12 protein-coding genes and 1 pseudogene are annotated in these 16,096 nt (G+C 39.4%); 3 read left to right on the forward strand and 10 right to left on the reverse strand.

The features are described from left to right. Positions 1-132 precede the first annotated feature (132 nt). Complete coding sequence (locus tag JK635_RS23060) at positions 133-2,001, forward strand: sigma-54 interaction domain-containing protein (RefSeq protein ID WP_202656290.1); 1,869 nt, start codon at positions 133-135, stop codon at positions 1,999-2,001. Between the two features lie 176 nt (positions 2,002-2,177). On the opposite strand, the gene JK635_RS23065 is transcribed toward JK635_RS23060, so the two are convergent. From JK635_RS23065 to JK635_RS23075, 3 genes are all read right to left on the reverse strand, one after another. After that, positions 2,178-3,701 (reverse strand): APC family permease, encoded by a 1,524-nt coding sequence (locus JK635_RS23065; protein WP_202656291.1) that lies wholly within the window; start codon positions 3,699-3,701, stop codon positions 2,178-2,180. Between the two features lie 339 nt (positions 3,702-4,040). Next, complete coding sequence (locus tag JK635_RS23070; RefSeq protein WP_202656292.1) at positions 4,041-4,724, reverse strand: response regulator; 684 nt, start codon at positions 4,722-4,724, stop codon at positions 4,041-4,043. A 125-nt stretch (positions 4,725-4,849) separates the two neighbouring features. Then, the gene (locus JK635_RS23075; RefSeq protein WP_202656293.1) at positions 4,850-5,992 is read right to left on the reverse strand and encodes a sensor histidine kinase; all 1,143 of its coding nucleotides are present in this window, start codon (positions 5,990-5,992) and stop codon (positions 4,850-4,852) included. A 253-nt stretch (positions 5,993-6,245) separates the two neighbouring features. On the opposite strand from JK635_RS23075, the gene JK635_RS23080 reads away from it, so the two are divergent. Both JK635_RS23080 and JK635_RS23085 read left to right on the forward strand, forming a co-directional pair. Next, entirely contained in the window at positions 6,246-6,881 is a 636-nt protein-coding gene (locus JK635_RS23080) for a YigZ family protein (RefSeq protein WP_202656294.1), read from the forward strand. A 228-nt stretch (positions 6,882-7,109) separates the two neighbouring features. Then, positions 7,110-8,108: an LCP family protein gene (locus JK635_RS23085; protein ID WP_202656295.1), complete on the forward strand. Its 999-nt coding sequence runs from the start codon at positions 7,110-7,112 to the stop codon at positions 8,106-8,108. Between the two features lie 111 nt (positions 8,109-8,219). On the opposite strand, the gene JK635_RS23090 is transcribed toward JK635_RS23085, so the two are convergent. The 7 genes and pseudogenes from JK635_RS23090 to JK635_RS23120 all read right to left on the reverse strand — a co-directional run bounded on the left by JK635_RS23090 (position 8,220) and on the right by JK635_RS23120 (position 15,672). Further along, positions 8,220-9,284, reverse strand: a complete 1,065-nt coding sequence (locus JK635_RS23090) for a glycosyltransferase family 4 protein (protein WP_202656296.1) — start codon at positions 9,282-9,284, stop codon at positions 8,220-8,222. 190 nt (positions 9,285-9,474) lie between these two features. Continuing rightward, the gene (locus JK635_RS23095; protein ID WP_202656297.1) at positions 9,475-10,206 is read right to left on the reverse strand and encodes a WecB/TagA/CpsF family glycosyltransferase; all 732 of its coding nucleotides are present in this window, start codon (positions 10,204-10,206) and stop codon (positions 9,475-9,477) included. 110 nt (positions 10,207-10,316) lie between these two features. Beyond that, a pseudogene (tagH, locus tag JK635_RS23100) lies at positions 10,317-11,102 on the reverse strand (teichoic acids export ABC transporter ATP-binding subunit TagH); the annotation flags it as partial. 36 nt (positions 11,103-11,138) lie between these two features. Next, a complete protein-coding gene (locus tag JK635_RS23105) occupies positions 11,139-11,969 on the reverse strand; it encodes an ABC transporter permease (protein WP_202656299.1) in 831 nt (276 codons plus the stop codon). Positions 11,970-12,083: 114 nt separating this feature from the next. After that, a complete protein-coding gene (locus JK635_RS23110; protein WP_202656300.1) occupies positions 12,084-13,292 on the reverse strand; it encodes a CDP-glycerol glycerophosphotransferase family protein in 1,209 nt (402 codons plus the stop codon). Then, entirely contained in the window at positions 13,285-13,683 is a 399-nt protein-coding gene (gene tagD, locus JK635_RS23115; protein WP_202656301.1) for a glycerol-3-phosphate cytidylyltransferase, read from the reverse strand. The genes JK635_RS23110 and tagD overlap by 8 nt, the downstream gene beginning before the upstream one ends. A gap of 213 nt (positions 13,684-13,896) precedes the next feature. Further along, complete coding sequence (locus JK635_RS23120) at positions 13,897-15,672, reverse strand: SH3 domain-containing protein (RefSeq protein ID WP_202656302.1); 1,776 nt, start codon at positions 15,670-15,672, stop codon at positions 13,897-13,899. Positions 15,673-16,096: the final 424 nt, after the last annotated feature.

Genomic DNA, 16,096 nt, shown 5'->3' on the forward strand with positions numbered 1-16,096 from the left:
CATTCAATATTGAAATCCTTACCATATCCATTTCCTATATTCCACAAATTCATATTTGAAACTTCGATTCAAATATGAAATAATTTATTTGGAATAGTAGAAAAATTCAAACTACTGAAAAGGAAGTGTTCGATGGGAGTGTCCATGATTTTAGCGAATGAACAATTACTTCAAGCCTATCAATCAATTATTCTATCCATTTACAATGAAATTATTGTAACAGATAAACAGGGAATGATTTTATTTCGGAGCGGAAAACTGCAAAACTTTTGGTCTACAAACACGACCTCCTTGCAAGGAAGAATGTTTACTGAACTCGAGGAAATTTCATTCTTTGGTGATCCCATTTTAAAATTATTAAAAAGCGAGGTACATTCTCTTCAATTAAAGGCATGGAATGGCAATCATATTCTCATTACCGTGTTTACATCCAATCATGCGGGTGGAGAATTAATCATATGGGGATTAAAAAGTATTTCCGATCATGTCATAGAGCCAATGGAACAATCCGATGACACAAATACCCAACATACTTCCCCGATTGTCGTCCATAGTCCAAAAATGAAAGAGGTACTTCACACGATCGAAATGGTTTCAAAAGTATCTACAACCGTTCTTTTACTAGGGGAATCCGGTGTCGGAAAAGAAATGATCGCGAAAACCATTCATCAATTAGGAAATCGAAGCTCTAAACCGTTTATTGCCGTTAACTGCGGTGCCATTCCTGAAAATTTATTAGAAAGTGAATTATTCGGTTACGTAGGCGGAGCATTTAGTGGGGCTAACAAAAATGGGGCTCCCGGAAAATTTGAACTAGCAAATGAAGGAATCATTTTTCTCGATGAAGTTGCCGAAATGCCACTGAACTTGCAAGTAAAATTACTTCGAGTTTTACAAGAAAAAGAAGTTACCCCATTAGGGAGCTCAAAACCGATTCATGTTGATGTCCAGATTATTGCTGCAACAAATCAATCATTAGAAAAAATGGTCAGAGAAGGACGATTCAGACAAGATTTATATTATCGGTTAAATGTCGTACCAATTGAAATCCCCTCTTTAAGGGAGAGAACAGAGGAGATCCCGTACTTAATCTATCATTTCATAGCTAAGTATAATACGTTATATCAGCGAAATATCCATATTTTACCAGATGCGATTGATTTATTTTGTATTTACGATTGGCCGGGGAATGTTCGGCAACTAGAGAATACGATTGAACGAATTGTCGTCACGAGCAAAGAATTAAACGTGGATTCAAAACTAATTCACCATTATCTTCCATGGAAAAAGACTGAAATTGAAGAACCGCCGATCGTTCATCAAATAATGCCACTGCAAGAAGCAGTTGATTTGATTGAAGAACAGCTGATTAATATGGCTATGGAAAAATATAAATCGGTTAAACTTGCAGCAAAAGTACTCGATATTAGTCAACCTACAATGAGCAGAAAGTATAAAAAAATTCGTGAGAAATTACAACAGGCAGCTCTTTCTCCTTCCAATAAAAGACAAATACTGGAGCAACATTTAAATAAACAATTACGATCCATGGCGATTGTTACTTCAGCTGTCATTCTTCCGGAAGAAATTGCTGAATTAGTGAATAATTCTAGTATTTCAACATCCACCCCCACCTATAAAAAGGTTCAAGAAAAACTAACCAAAATACGAGAACAAGAAGGAATCATTGAGTGGGTCTACATTTTTAAACCGGTAGATTATAACAAATTTCTTACGATTGTTGCTGATGAAGATTTCATCATTCCAGCGGGACAAACATATGAGGGTCCGTCGGAAATGATGAAAGTTGCATTTGAGGCGATGAATGGGAAGCCAGGAGTAACCCCTTTATATAAAGATATTTATGGAGAATGGAAAACAAGTTTTGCTCCTTTAACGGATCATAACGGAAAAGTTTTAGCCATTATTGGATTTGACCATACGAGATCGTATATCGAAACAGAATTAAAGAAAATAGAGAATATGTTAAAAACGCATTAGGAAATTTTCTCAACATTAGCCAAAAAAAGTATAGGGGGTTGAATGTGGAAAAGCCTCTTGGAAATACGAAGGATCCAATAGCTACTAGCGTAAAAAAGAGAGTGCCTTCAAAATTTTTTTTGGAAGCACCCTCTTTTTTTTCATTTCTCTATTAACACCATTTGAAATATGATAGATCATTGCGCTTGTTTATGCGGAGAGACATATTTTTTCGGTATCGCATCATCATACGGCATGTCACTATGTCCGTAGCTGCGATGAATCATCATATAAAGTAATCCGAGACCAATAACAATGACCCCTGAAATGAGCACGATATAGTTGTCATACCAAGGTGCCTCCGGTGTTCTGGGCCAGCACATGTTGACCATTGCGATGATTCCGTAGATAAGCGCACCGATATTCACAGGCAGTCCCCACTGGCCCAATTGATACTTCCCGCTTGGCTTCCAACCTTTTAGTCTAGCTCGAAGTGCAGCAAGAACAACCATTTGGAATCCAATATAAATGCCAAATGACGCAAAACTAATGATCTTTGTAAGTGCATCTTCAGACACTTTTGAGCCAAGAACAATGATTGCTGGAACAATAGCTGCAAGAAGCAACGAATAAGGTGGAATGTGACGAGCGGGTGAAAACTTTTTTAAGAATCGGCTGCCGACAATCATATCATCACGTCCATAAGAATAGGCTAGTCTGCTGGCTGCCGCTTGTAAGCTGATTGCACATGAAAGGAAAGAAATCAAGACAATCCCTAGAACGATCTTTGCACCAACATTACCAAATGCATTCGTTAACAATGTATCAACTGGTGTAACGTCTTTACCAGAGATAACTGCTGGAATATCAGCAACGGAAAGTACTAAAGCAAGGCTAACAAAAACTGCGGCAGCACCGCCAATGTATATCGTCCGGCGCATGGCCTTTGGGATCAGAACACCTGGATTGGGTACTTCTTCTGCCACATCACCACAAGCCTCGAACCCAAAATATAGAAAAGTTCCAATTAATCCAGCTGCGGCAAATGCATAAAAGTAGTTATGGCCGCCCCCGGCACCAAAAGAATCAAATAACACCCCGAGACCATGATGTCTTTCTGTGGCAAGCAGCCAAAAACCAACTACAAGCGCACCGATAAGCTCAGCAGAAAAACCAATGACTGCTGCAGCTGCAAGAACTTTTGTGCCCAAAAAATTAATGATAGTCGAAAGTATAAGAATAACGATTGCACAAACAATGGTTGAGTTCACGGATATTTCAAAACCTAAAATCTGTGCCAGAAATGGCCCAGCTCCATATACAACACTAGAAATGGTTACGAACAAAGCAATTAAATAAACCCAGCCGGTCATCCACGCAAATTTGCGCCCCCATAATCTTCGGGCCCAAGGATAAACCCCTCCTGCAACCGGGAATTGTGCAACAATCTCACTAAAGACAAGGGCAACTAGTAATTGTCCGAGACCGCAGATGATAAGGCTCCAAATCATTGGTGGACCACCTTGCGCAAGTGCGTACGCAAATAACGTGTACACACCTACAACTGGGGAAAGATAAGTAAATCCTAGCGAAAAATTTGCCCAAGGACTCATATCGCGGCGAAATTCAGATTCATATCCTAGTGAAGCCAAGTGTGCAGCATCACTATCAAGATGTTCTGAAGCAGAAACGCCTATTTTTTTGTTCGGATATTCTTGCATAGTTTTACGCCTCCTTAAAGTGGTAGTAATATAGTGTAATCCATGCAAATCTTGTGCCAATGGAATAAATTACTATAATTTTCAGTAAATTCAGATTTAGGTAAAGATAGATTTTATAATGTTAATTTCAATTATGAAATTTGTATTCATTTATGAATCTCATTTTAATTAATGGAGTGAAATTGAAAATACAAATTCTTTATGGAGTAGAAAGATAAGAGGCCCCTGACATTATCTATCATTTCGGGGCAAAATAAAGAAAGGCACTAGAGGAGCTCCATTAAAAAACACGCAGCGGCCTGCGTGCTTTTGTTAAAGCTATTCATTTTCCGTTCATTCTTACCGGACCTCCACCCAGCCATTTTTGATGGCGGAAACGACGGCTTGCGTGCGGTCGTTGACGTTCATTTTTTGCAAAATATTGCTGACGTGGTTTTTGACCGTTTTTTCACTGATATATAAGGCCTCGCCGATGCCACGATTGCTTTTTCCATCGGTCAGCATTTGCAGCACTTCACATTCGCGGCGCGTTAATAAATGCAGCGGACGGCGAATTTCGGTTGCCGGCAAATAAGAACCGCTGCGAGAGACACCGGCCGCAAGCTTGCGATATTCCTTCACCAAATTATGCGTCACCTTTGGATGCAGGTATGAGCCGCCGTCAGCAACAACGCGAACCGCTTCAATCAGGGCATCGGCATCCATTTCCTTTAATAGATAGCCCATTGCCCCGGTTTGCAGCGCATGGGCCACATAATTTTCATCATCGTGAATCGATAAAATGATGACTTTTGTTTTCGGGTATTTTTCAACCAGTTTGCGAGTTGCTTCGACACCATTCATTTGCGGCATGTTGATATCCATGATCACGACATCCGGGCGGTACTCTTCGACAAGCGTTAATGCTTCAGTCCCATCATTACCTTCAGCAACCACTTGAAACGATTTTTCAAACTCTAATATTCTTTTAACACCTTCCCTAAACAACTGGTGGTCATCAATAATAATTATTTTTGTAGTCATTTATGTACCCCTCCTGATCCTTTTTACTCTTTTAGAAAATAAAGGTAGTGTGTACGAAGTTCAGCTAAATTTATTTCCACCCTATAACCGAAAGATAGTTCGATAACCCATTTCTTAAAGTAACACTAGTTGATTAATGGAACACGAATGGATACTGTGGTACCTTTACCCATTTTTGAATCAAAGGTGATTTCACCATTTAGCAGATCGACCCGTTCTTTCATACCGATCATCCCGAAGGACTCCGGCTTTTTCTGATTCATATCGAAGCCAACCCCATTGTCCTTAATCATCACCAACACTGCGGTAGTAGAGAGTTCCAATCTTACTTTAATTTGGCCGGCATTAGCATGTTTCAAGGCATTCTGTACCGATTCCTGAATCAGACGAAAAAGGGCAACCTCATACTTTGGCGGCAGTCTTAGTTCGTGCCCGATCATTTCAAATTCAATACGTGAGTGGTTATGATATTCTTCGATCGTTTGTAAGTATTTTCTGAGGGTAGGGACTAAGCCTAAATCATCAAGGGCCATGGGACGAAGGTCATAGATAATCCGGCGGACTTCGTAAAGCGCCGAGCGAATCATTTTTTTAAAGCTTTGAATCTCAACTAGCGAGGCTTCTGGCCCCTCCTCACGATACACACGTTCAATTAAATCAGAGCGGACAATGACATTGGCAAGCATTTGCGCGGGTCCATCATGGATTTCCCGTGACAGGCGTTTCCGTTCTTCTTCCTGGGCCTCGATAATTTTCAAGCCAAAGTCCTGCTTTGCTTTTGCGTGTTCATAGGCTTCACCAAACTGTTTCAAATCACTTTGCAAATAATTCATCACCACTGAGATTTGCGAAATCAACTGGTCTGCCCGTTCGATCGTCTCAGTCAGGCCAATCAGCCGATACTCCAGGTCATTGCTTTTTTCAAGCAGTTGCTTCTTAAGCTGGTCATTTATTGAGAGATCCATTTGCAGCTGATGCGCCTGTTCATACGCTTTACGGATTTCCTGTTCCGTAAAGTTTTTAAAATTTCTGCTGACTTTTGACAGCTTGTTTCGCGCCTTCTGAACCTGTGACCGCAGCTGTTCACCTTCTTCCAGCAGCTTGGCCATGGTCAACTTGATTTCTGCCAATTCATTTGTTAATTTATTGTAATCTTGACGACATTGCTCACTGATTTGAAAAATATCACTCTTACTGCAAGTTACGGTTTCGAGCATTTCTTGACGAATCTCATCAATTGATTTTACCTGTATTTGTTCAAGTTTCATTCTCATTTCCTCCAGGGTTATCATTTCCCTTTAGGTCTTTTATCACGTTTTACCGATAGATGCGGCGAAACCCTATTAAAAACCCCTTCCAATCGCCCTAAAGACCCGCAAATCCCTAAAAAAATAGTATAATAGATGAATAGCAGGCAAATTTCACTTGCCAGCCGTCACCTGTATATTATAACATTCGAACTTTACACCAATATTAAAGGTATATTTCATTAATTTTTTTAAAAAGAAAGGAAAAATTTTGATGCTGTCGCGCTACTTTACCGTGAAAGAATATGGTGAACATGAAATTATCATCCAAAAGTCTCGCTTTATTGCACAAATCAAACGTGCTGAAACGGAAACTGAAGCTCAAGCGTTTATTCAAGAAGTTAAGAAAAAGCATTGGAACGCCACTCATAACTGTTCTGCCTATCTTATCGGAGAACATGATCAAATTCAGAAAGCCAATGACGATGGTGAGCCGGGGGGAACAGCCGGTGTCCCGATGCTCGAAGTGTTGAAGAAAAGAAACCTTAAAGATACCGTCGTCGTTGTGACCCGTTACTTTGGTGGGATTAAATTAGGTGCCGGCGGTTTAATCCGCGCTTACGGCAAAGCAACCTCTGAAGGACTGGATACGATTGGCATTGTCGAGCGAATATTGAAACAAGTAATTCATACGACGATCGACTACACATGGCTTGGGAAAATCGAAAAGGAACTGCGTGTCTCAGAACATAAAATAAAAGAAATTCATTATTTAGACAAGGTTGAAATCGAAACATACGTCGATGAAAGCCTGGTTCCAAGCTTCAGAGAATGGATGATTGAATTAACCAACGGACAATGCACCATCCGCCAGGGAGAAACCGTTTATTTAGAGGAAAACGTTGGATAAAAAAGGTTCATCTTTGATAATGATTATATTGGCACTTGCATAAGATGACAATTGGGAAAAAAATCACGCCATCGCAAAAAGCTTGGTTTTCGTTTAGGGCCCAAACATAGGGGTTGCGGCGTCTGCAAAAAAATATTTTACCAATCTGGTAATCTATTATAAAATAAAGTTTAGTATTCAAGTTTTTTAGCCAGAATTAGACATTTTTCTACGTTGAGGAGGAACGGCATGTCTATTGATAGACAATCTTATAAAAAAAGTCAAAAAAAGAAAAAAAAGTGGAGACGCATTTGGTTCTGGATCTTGACACCAATATTATTATTGCTTGTAGGTGCGGGTGTTTACGCCGGAACATTGTACCATAAGGCGGAATCGGTCATGAATAAGTCGTATAAGCCGATTGACCGCGACAGTGCCCGGGCAAAGCCGCTGACGATTGACAAAACCTCGATTTTATTTATTGGTGTCGATGACAGCGAAAAACGGAAAAAGAATGGTCCAGGCCGTTCTGATGCCCTAATGCTTGCCACTTTTAATAAAACTGAAAAATCTGTTAAGCTGCTGAGCATTCCGCGTGATTCCTATGTTCACATTCCGGAAAAAAATATTTATACAAAAATCAACCATGCCCATGCTTATGGCGGTGTCAAGCTGACACTGGAAACAGTCGAGGAACTGCTCGATATCCCAGTTGATTACTATGTAAAAATGAATTTCAATGCCTTTATCGATGTCGTCGATGCACTTGATGGAATTACCGTCGATGTTCCCTATACTTTCTCAGAACAAGACTCAAAAGACCATCCTAAAGCGATTACGCTGGAAAAAGGTGTCCAAACATTAAATGGTGAACAAGCCCTGGCCCTGGCCCGCACAAGGAAAAAAGACAGTGATATCCAACGGGGCCAGAGACAGCAACAAATTCTCAAGGCCATCATGACGAAGGCAGCTTCCGTGAAGTCGCTGGCTAATTACGCAGACGTTATGAATGCAGTCGGAAAAAATATGGAAACGGATTTAACTTTTGATCAAATGAAATCCTTCCTCGGTTACCTCCAAGCTGGAAACAGCCTGAATATTGAAACGCTCAGTCTAGCCGGTTCCGACTCTTATATCGATGGAATTTACTATTATCAATTAGATCAAGCCAAATTGGCAGAAACAAAACAAATTTTACAGAATCAATTACAGCTCACCAACAACAATACAACTTCTACTACCAATTAACCCGGAACACACTTCCGGGTTTTTTGTTTGCGGTAAACAGCATAACATATTGCTGCATCCGAACACTCTAGCAAAACAAAAACCGACAGCCAGCATGCGAATTCATGCTCACTATCGGTTTCGTTCTGTTTTTATCATTCCCATGATCCGAAGCAATGGACGATAATTTTTATTGATTAAACCAATGTTCTCGACAAATATTTCAATCGCTAAAAGAAGGATCGTAATAAAAATAATCGAGCCCCAAACAGTGGTCATTGTAAAAATAACAGCTGCCAGTCCAAACATTGCACTCATCGCGTAGATCAATAATACCGTTTCCCGATGGCTGTAACCCAGCTTCAAAATGCAATGATGGAGATGTGATTTATCCGGAGCCGACAATGGATTTTTATTATATAGCCGGCGAATAATCGCAAACAATGTATCTGAAATGGGAACACCCAAAATAAGGATCGGCACGACAAACGAAATGACCGCAATATTTTTAAATCCAAGGAGGGCCAAAACGGAAATCATATAGCCTAAAAACAGCGCACCAGAATCTCCCATGAAAATCTTGGCCGGATAGAAATTATATTTTAAAAACCCAACGGTACTGGCAATGAGAACGATGCCCATGGCAACCACATAGGCATTTCCCATCACAACCGCCATACCTGTTATCGTAATTAAAGCGATGGATGATACACCAGCTGCCAATCCGTCCAAACCGTCAATTAAATTGATCGCATTGGTGACACCGACAATCCAAAGCACCGTAATGGGAATGGTAAAGATACCGAAATCAATGCGCCCGTTAAATGGCAGATTAATGAACTCTACATCCACTCCACCCCAAAAGACAACCACAAGCGCGGCAACAATTTGTAATAAAAACTTTACCCTGGCAGAAAGATCAAAAATATCATCCAAAATCCCTGTCACCAAGATAATGAAGCCGCCAGCCACAATCGCTGGATGAGCTGCATCATAAGGACTTTCCGGCTGCAAGATCAATATTCCTAACAGAAAGCTGATAAAAATAGCCAACCCGCCTAACCGGGGCATAACTTTATGATGTACCTTGCGTTGATTTGGTTGGTCGGTAGCTCCAATTTTAAAAGCAAGTTTTTTTACGAAAGGAGTAATAAGAATGGAGCATAAAAAACATAATATAAAGGTCAGGTACAGCATGTAGATCCTCCTTACGGATATGGTGCCCCTCTAGGGTCACTTCGAAACAGGCACATATTTCTACATATAACGTTCATATTATAGCACACATTTTTCATTTTGGGATAAAACATAGCCATTATCGTTTTATTTCAGTAATATATTTTTGAGACCCATAAGGATAGACGGATTTAATCTGCTAAAGTTTCACTTATTTCGACAATTTTATTTTAATCATTTTTCCTAAAAATTTCGGCAGCGCCAGCATTCTTTTCCATCTTGTCGGCTGCATCAGCAACCGATAAAACCATTCCAAATTTAATCTCCGCCAAAATAACGGTGCCCGCTTTACTTCCCCCGCCAACACATCAATACTGCCACCAACCCCAATAAACAGTCCTTTTGAAAACTGCGGTAAATTTTCAAAAATCCATTTTTCCTGTTTTGGAAAACCCAAGGCAACGAACACAATATCCGGGTTCGCAGCCTTTATTTCCTCTGTAACAGTAGGATCCTGCCAATCAAAGAAGCCATGATGGCTTCCAGCAATCTGCAGCTGCGGATAGTTGCTGCGAATATTCTCGACCGCCTTTTGATTGGTCTCCGGCTTGCCGCCAAGAAGATAAATCCGCCACTTCCGCTCATTGCCAAGCTCCAGCAGGCGCACCGTTAAGTCAAATCCGGCCACACGTTCTTGAATCGGGTTATTTAGGATCTTGGAGGCGATCACAATACCGATACCATCTGGAACTACCAGGTCGGCAGCTTGAACAATCGACTTATACTCAGGATGCCCGTCAGCGTACATGACAATTTCCGGGTTAGCGGTGACGATAAATGCTTTCTGTTGGCTTTTAATATACTCCTCAAGTTGAGCCACGACGTCATCAAACGATTTATTGACAAAGTGAATTCCTAATATCGGGACTAGATTTGTTTCCATTACGAAAAAACCTCTTTATCTGAATTTCATTGTCCAAAAAGAAAACCTAAACAGCACGGCCATTTAGGTTATGATATTATCTGGGTCAATAAGCGTTAAATGGTGGCCAGCCCTCTTTGTTTTTGCATCACTTTTTCGCGGAATTTCTTTTGTTCCTCATTGGACATCGATTTATATTTCTTTAGGAACTTCTCGTATTGCGGAATCACCTCTGGAACAGGGCCATATTGTTTAATTTCGCCATATTCCAGCCAAATGGCCGTTTCACAAAATTCCTTAATTTGTCCCATTGAATGGCTGACAAAGAATATCGTTTTTCCTTTTTCTTTAAACTCAAACATCTTGTTCTTGGATTTTTGTGCAAAAACCTGGTCCCCTACCGACAAGGCCTCGTCAACAATCAGAATATCTGGATTAACGGTAACGGAAATGGCAAAACCGAGTCGTGACTTCATCCCGCTAGAATATTTTTTTACCGGTTGATCAATAAATTTGCCAATATCGGCAAATTCAATAATTTCCGGCTCCATCGCCTGAATTTCCTTCTTTTTAAAGCCGAGCATTAAACATTTTAATTCAATGTTTTCCCGCCCTGTTAATTGGTTATTCAGCCCCGATGAAATCGCAATAATCGATGTTTGTCCAACGGTTTCGACTGTTCCCGTGGTAGGGGGGATTACACCGGCAATGATATTCGATAAAGTGGACTTTCCTGAACCATTCACCCCAACTAAACCAACGACATCACCTTGTTTGGCGGTAAAAGAAATATCCTGCAAAGCATAGAAATCTTCCCCATAACCACCCGGCAAGATTAAATCGAGCAATTTCTCCGTCGGCTTTGTATGCATCTTATATTTTTTATAGACATTCTTGACAATTACGGATTCAGTCATTAAGAATCACCTCAATTTTAAGCACAAGCTAAGCTTCTATAAATAATCGACAAACCGATTTCTAAATTTTAAATGCAGCACTGAGCCAATGATGAAAAAGACAAGTGTAATTCCCCAGAAATATAAGGTCATGGAAGGGTATTCCCAAATATACCATGATGTTCCCAATAATGACGCCCGATACCCCTCCACAATATAATATAACGGATTTAATTTTAATAAAAAAGTCAAATCGACATGATGAAATTCCAATTTGTCCCTATGCCATAACAGCGGTGTTAAGTATAGCAGCATTCTGGTAATAGACTGAATAAGTTGCTGGACATCTCTGATGATTGTTGCCAAAGTCGATGTAATAAGTGCAAGCGCCAACAGGAAAATGAGTGTTGCCAGCATAAAATAAGGCAGTTGAATAAAATAAGCCGATATTTTAAACTGGGTAAATTGTAAAATAATCGTGATCAAAGCGACAAGCATTAAATGCGAATAAAACCCAGCCATAATGACATAGGAAGGAATGGCACTCATCGGGAAACTCATTTTGGCAATTAACTGAATTCTTGAATAAATTGATCTGGAAGTGCTGGTGATCATTGGATTCACAAAAAACCACACGACCATCCCTGTTGCCATCCAAATAAAAAACGGCGCTTGAACCCCATTTTCCAAGGGGATTTTTTGCCCGCCACGGATTCCGATTCCAAAGACAAACCAATAAATGGCCAACTGGATGGCAGGATTTAATATCTCCCAGAACCTTCCTAAATAATTGTTGACATTGGCACTTTTCATTTCAAAAGCAGACAATCTTAAGATCAGATAAAAGGAACTAATTTGCTCCTTTATGATAGTGATCATTGACTTCATGAAAAATTAGTCCTTCCTTTAACAAGTATAACCTTGTTCATTATACATTAATTTCTCCAAATGGGCATTATAAATAACAAAGCTTCGAGCAATGAACAATCTCGAAGCTTCTGTTCAACTGTAATCGTGCAATTTTTCATAAGCTTGAGGGCTGCTTTTTTCTTGAAATAAATAGCGAACCAAGTTGGCGCTTGAATGGCCATTGGAGTATTTATTCCATTGCTTGGCATATTGGTCGATTTTATTAAAGTTAAAGTTATTTTCCTTAATTAAGTTAATAATGGAATCAGTATCTTTCACGATCGGACCTGGCAAGTTTGCCGGAAATTCGTCTAGGAGCCCGCGTTTCGCTTTATACTCCTCCAAATCATACGTAAAAAAGATCATCGGACGATGTAACAAAGAAAACTCAAACGGGATCGACGAATAGTCGGTAATTAATATATCAGCAACCAACAGCAGCTCATTGATTTCATATTCATCAGATGAAAAATCATATAAAAAGTCTGGCATAAAATCATCCAAATATAACGAAGTTCTCACAGCCGGATGTAGCCTTAACATTAAAATAAAATCATCACCCAGCTTCTGACGCATTTTTTTTATATCCAAATGCAGTGAAAATTCATTCAACTCCGTATCACGATAGGTCGGAGCATAAAGAATTAGTTTTTTTCCGGCCCATTCAGGAAATTTACTCAATAGAGTTTCCATGGCCCGTTGTTTTGCCGCTTCGTTGAAAAAGAAATCAGTTCTTGGAACGCCTGTTCTCAAAATATGGTTTTCATTCAGCCCAAAAGATCTGATAAAGGTCTCAGCCATCACATCCGAACCAACCACCACTTTATCAAACCGGTTGTACACTTGCTGAAAGCGTCGATTGGCCCGCTTGCTGCGATATTTTACCGATTCATCTTCAAGTCCGAATTTTTTTAACGCTCCTGAAGCATGCCATAACTGAATACACTCCACTTCCGGTTTAAAGCGGACAGAAGCTAAAAAGCCAAAATAATTATCGATTAAAATATATCGTGAAGTCGCCAAATGATAAATCGACCTGCACCAGTCCAATACATTCGCTGTTTCCAACGGAATCGTTGTTACACCCTGGTATTCCCTAAATTTTTTAATCGCTTTTCCTTTGCACAGAAATACTACTTCTGTGTGGATGTTTTGCCGTTGCATTTCCTCAAAGACATAATAACTGTTATCGCCGAAGCTGATGACAAAAGTTGTTTTATCTTTAAGCGGCAGGTGATGAAAGAGTGAAAATACGCACTTAAAGACAAACAAATACAAAGAAATGGCTAGTTCTCTAGCCATTCTTTACCATGTTCAAATCTGTTTTAATTTTGGTAGTGGAAATGCCGACTGTTCTTGGTAAGTAAATCACTTCACAATAATCTTTGAGGAAATCAAATTTTCCTTCCCAATCATCGCCCATGACGAAGATATCAACATTGTGTTTAATGACATCTTGAATCTTTTGATCCCAGGTTTGTTCTGGAATCACTTCATCCACATAACGGATCGATTCAAGGATCAACTTTCGATTTTCATAACTGTGATAGGCTTCTTTATGCTTCCCTTTATTAAATTCATCAGTCGACAGACCGACAATCAAATAGTCGCCTAACTCTCTAGCACGTCTCAATAAGTTAACATGACCAAAATGAAGCAAATCGTATGTTCCGTACGTTATTACTTTTTTCATTAGAGATTTCCTCCTAATATTATTGTTGGAAATAATCCGTTATTTATTCAATAAAAGTCGAATTTTGTTCTGTCAATTGTCACCACACTATTATAAAACTACCACTCTTAAATTTCAATCCTTTCTTTCCCAATAAATACCCAATTATAATCAGGAAACTCCTGAACAAAAAGAATCAGGCACCATGTGAAACACGGTGCCTGAATTTCCCGATTAAGGAAGTTCTCTTTTGATGTACGATTTGCTTACCCAGCCTGTTTTACCATTAGACATATTTACCTTGTACCATTTTTTCGTTGCATCCTCCATCAGCTTATGTTCTTTGTCTAATGCTAACGAAACATATTGATTTAGTTTAAAGTCACCAATATCTTCGCCAGTTGTTGAAGGGGTGGAACGAATATTTAAGGATGATGCATTGACAACTCTTCCCAAGTTATAGACGGAAATATAATTTTTGTATGATGAAAAACTAATATTCGAAAGTGTGTACGTTTTTTGGTTGTAACCCACTTTCACATGAAAATTATTTGTCTTTTCAAGCAATGTAAAAATTTTACCTTTTTTAATGGTGCTGGATAAATCTTTTTTGGCAATCGCTTGAATTCCTGCAGGGAATTTATCACTGCCAGACGGAATTGCCGGTATGGAAGGATAATTTGTATTGATTTTCGGGTTTTCATACGTTTTTTTATTAAATGCTATGATTTTTTGCATATGAGCGGCAATCTTATTTCCCCAATTTTCGTCACTGGCATACCAATAGTTCATCCCGATGCTCTTGCTGGCAATCGTCTTTCCCTTAGAATCCTTCGTCTTATAGCCAAGCATCGCCCCTTCAAAATGGGTCCCGTTTGGATTTAAATAATCAGCTTTCATTTTTTGGGCAACATAATTAATGCATTGTTCCACGGAGGAAAACCGATAGGCACCGACAAATGGGGCAGCATCATAGGCCCCATAGCCAAACAGATTATTTTTTCCAATTGAGATATTAGAAGTACCGAATGCACTTTCATGGATGGCATGAGCAGCTAAATACAGAGCGTTGACACCATAGGTATTTCCGGCATTGATAAATGCCTGCCCTTTATTAAGCAGGACGCTTTTAGACCCATAACGTTTATAATTCGCCGCAATGTAGGCATTGATCTGCTGCGCTGTTACCGTTGATTTCGTCCTCAAATCAATAAAACGATAGTCAGTTAAATCATATTGCTTTAAATACTGATAATAAACATAACCAGTTTTTCCGCGATACGTTACCTTATACCAGTCACCATTTAATATCTCGGAAGACTTTACAGTGGTCCCTTTAGGAATTGTAATCAAAACGCTGGTTCCTTCTGGGGATTCACGCAAATTTAAATTGGCCGTCACCAAATGTGTTTTTTCTTCTTTTGGTGTTTCAGCAGGTTTGTCATTAGGTTTCGTGGTCTTACTGACATCACTGCTATAGACATAGTAGTATTTATTTTTATAAGAAACCCGATACCAAGTCTGTCCCATGCTGTTCAAAACTCGCTGTGTCGAGTATAAAACCGTTTTACTTGGAACCGTTACCATTGCCTTTTTTGTATTTGGCGCTGCATAAAGTCTGGCTGTCTTTTTCGTAGAATAATAAGTACCTAGAGTTTTTGTATAAACATTATATTCTTTGATGTAGTCACCGCTGACCCAGCCGGATTTCGTGATATTTTTCCCTTTTGATTTATATGTATAAGATACTTTATACCAGCTTCCCTGTTTTTGGGATGAAGTAACTGTTTTTCCTTTTGGAATCGTAAGAACCGTTTTGCTCTTCGTACTTGGACTTGTACGCAAGCGTAAGTTAGCAGTTGTTTGATAAGAAGTTTTACTAAACTTAACCAGGCTTGCAGCTTCTGCATGGTCAATACTTTTAGATAGAAGCGGTATTATCGTACAAGTGCTGTAACTGCCAAATAAAAGACTTGTTGACAAAACCGCCACTTTGCCAATGTTTTTCAATGAAATCACTTCCTTTTCTCTCTATTTCTCTACCTTTCTACAGGAATCTACAATTCTAGTAAATGAAAAATGGAAAAATACCGCGAATTAACTCTTATTATCTCGTATTACGTAAAAAAATTAAATAGATCGCTTGGAATTAGTTCCATCAAGTCGAGAAAATAGGTGCTTTTTCCTATACATAAATGTAGACTCGCCGATTGGCAAGTCCGTAAGTACGGTTCATGAGGGTTTACCCGTCTGTTTTGCGGATTTACCCGTCGAAAATGGAGAATTACCCGTCTAATTGTTGAATTTACCCGTCTAACCATTCGAACTGGTAAAATAACTCAAAAAAAATACCACAGTATCAATGACTGTGGTGTGAGTACCTATTGATATTTTTATCCCAATTAACAGGCAGTACCCCGTTAACTAGTGGAAG

Source organism: Neobacillus paridis (genome assembly GCF_016765675.1).
Lineage (GTDB): Bacteria > Bacillota > Bacilli > Bacillales > Cytobacillaceae > Neobacillus > Neobacillus paridis.

Bases quoted from the DNA above. Each gene is read 5' to 3' on its own strand.
- JK635_RS23065 (WP_202656291.1), bottom strand. From the start codon at position 3,701: ATGCAAGAATATCCGAACAAAAAAATAGGCGTTTCTGCTTCAGAACAT.
- JK635_RS23090 (WP_202656296.1), bottom strand. From the start codon at position 9,284: ATGCTGTACCTGACCTTTATATTATGTTTTTTATGCTCCATTCTTATT.
- JK635_RS23060 (WP_202656290.1), top strand. From the start codon at position 133: ATGGGAGTGTCCATGATTTTAGCGAATGAACAATTACTTCAAGCCTAT.
- JK635_RS23110 (WP_202656300.1), bottom strand. From the start codon at position 13,292: ATGGCTAGAGAACTAGCCATTTCTTTGTATTTGTTTGTCTTTAAGTGC.
- tagD (WP_202656301.1), bottom strand. From the start codon at position 13,683: ATGAAAAAAGTAATAACGTACGGAACATACGATTTGCTTCATTTTGGT.
- JK635_RS23080 (WP_202656294.1), top strand. From the start codon at position 6,246: ATGCTGTCGCGCTACTTTACCGTGAAAGAATATGGTGAACATGAAATT.
- JK635_RS23075 (WP_202656293.1), bottom strand. From the start codon at position 5,992: ATGAAACTTGAACAAATACAGGTAAAATCAATTGATGAGATTCGTCAA.
- JK635_RS23070 (WP_202656292.1), bottom strand. From the start codon at position 4,724: ATGACTACAAAAATAATTATTATTGATGACCACCAGTTGTTTAGGGAA.
- JK635_RS23105 (WP_202656299.1), bottom strand. From the start codon at position 11,969: ATGAAGTCAATGATCACTATCATAAAGGAGCAAATTAGTTCCTTTTAT.
- JK635_RS23095 (WP_202656297.1), bottom strand. From the start codon at position 10,206: ATGGAAACAAATCTAGTCCCGATATTAGGAATTCACTTTGTCAATAAA.
- JK635_RS23085 (WP_202656295.1), top strand. From the start codon at position 7,110: ATGTCTATTGATAGACAATCTTATAAAAAAAGTCAAAAAAAGAAAAAA.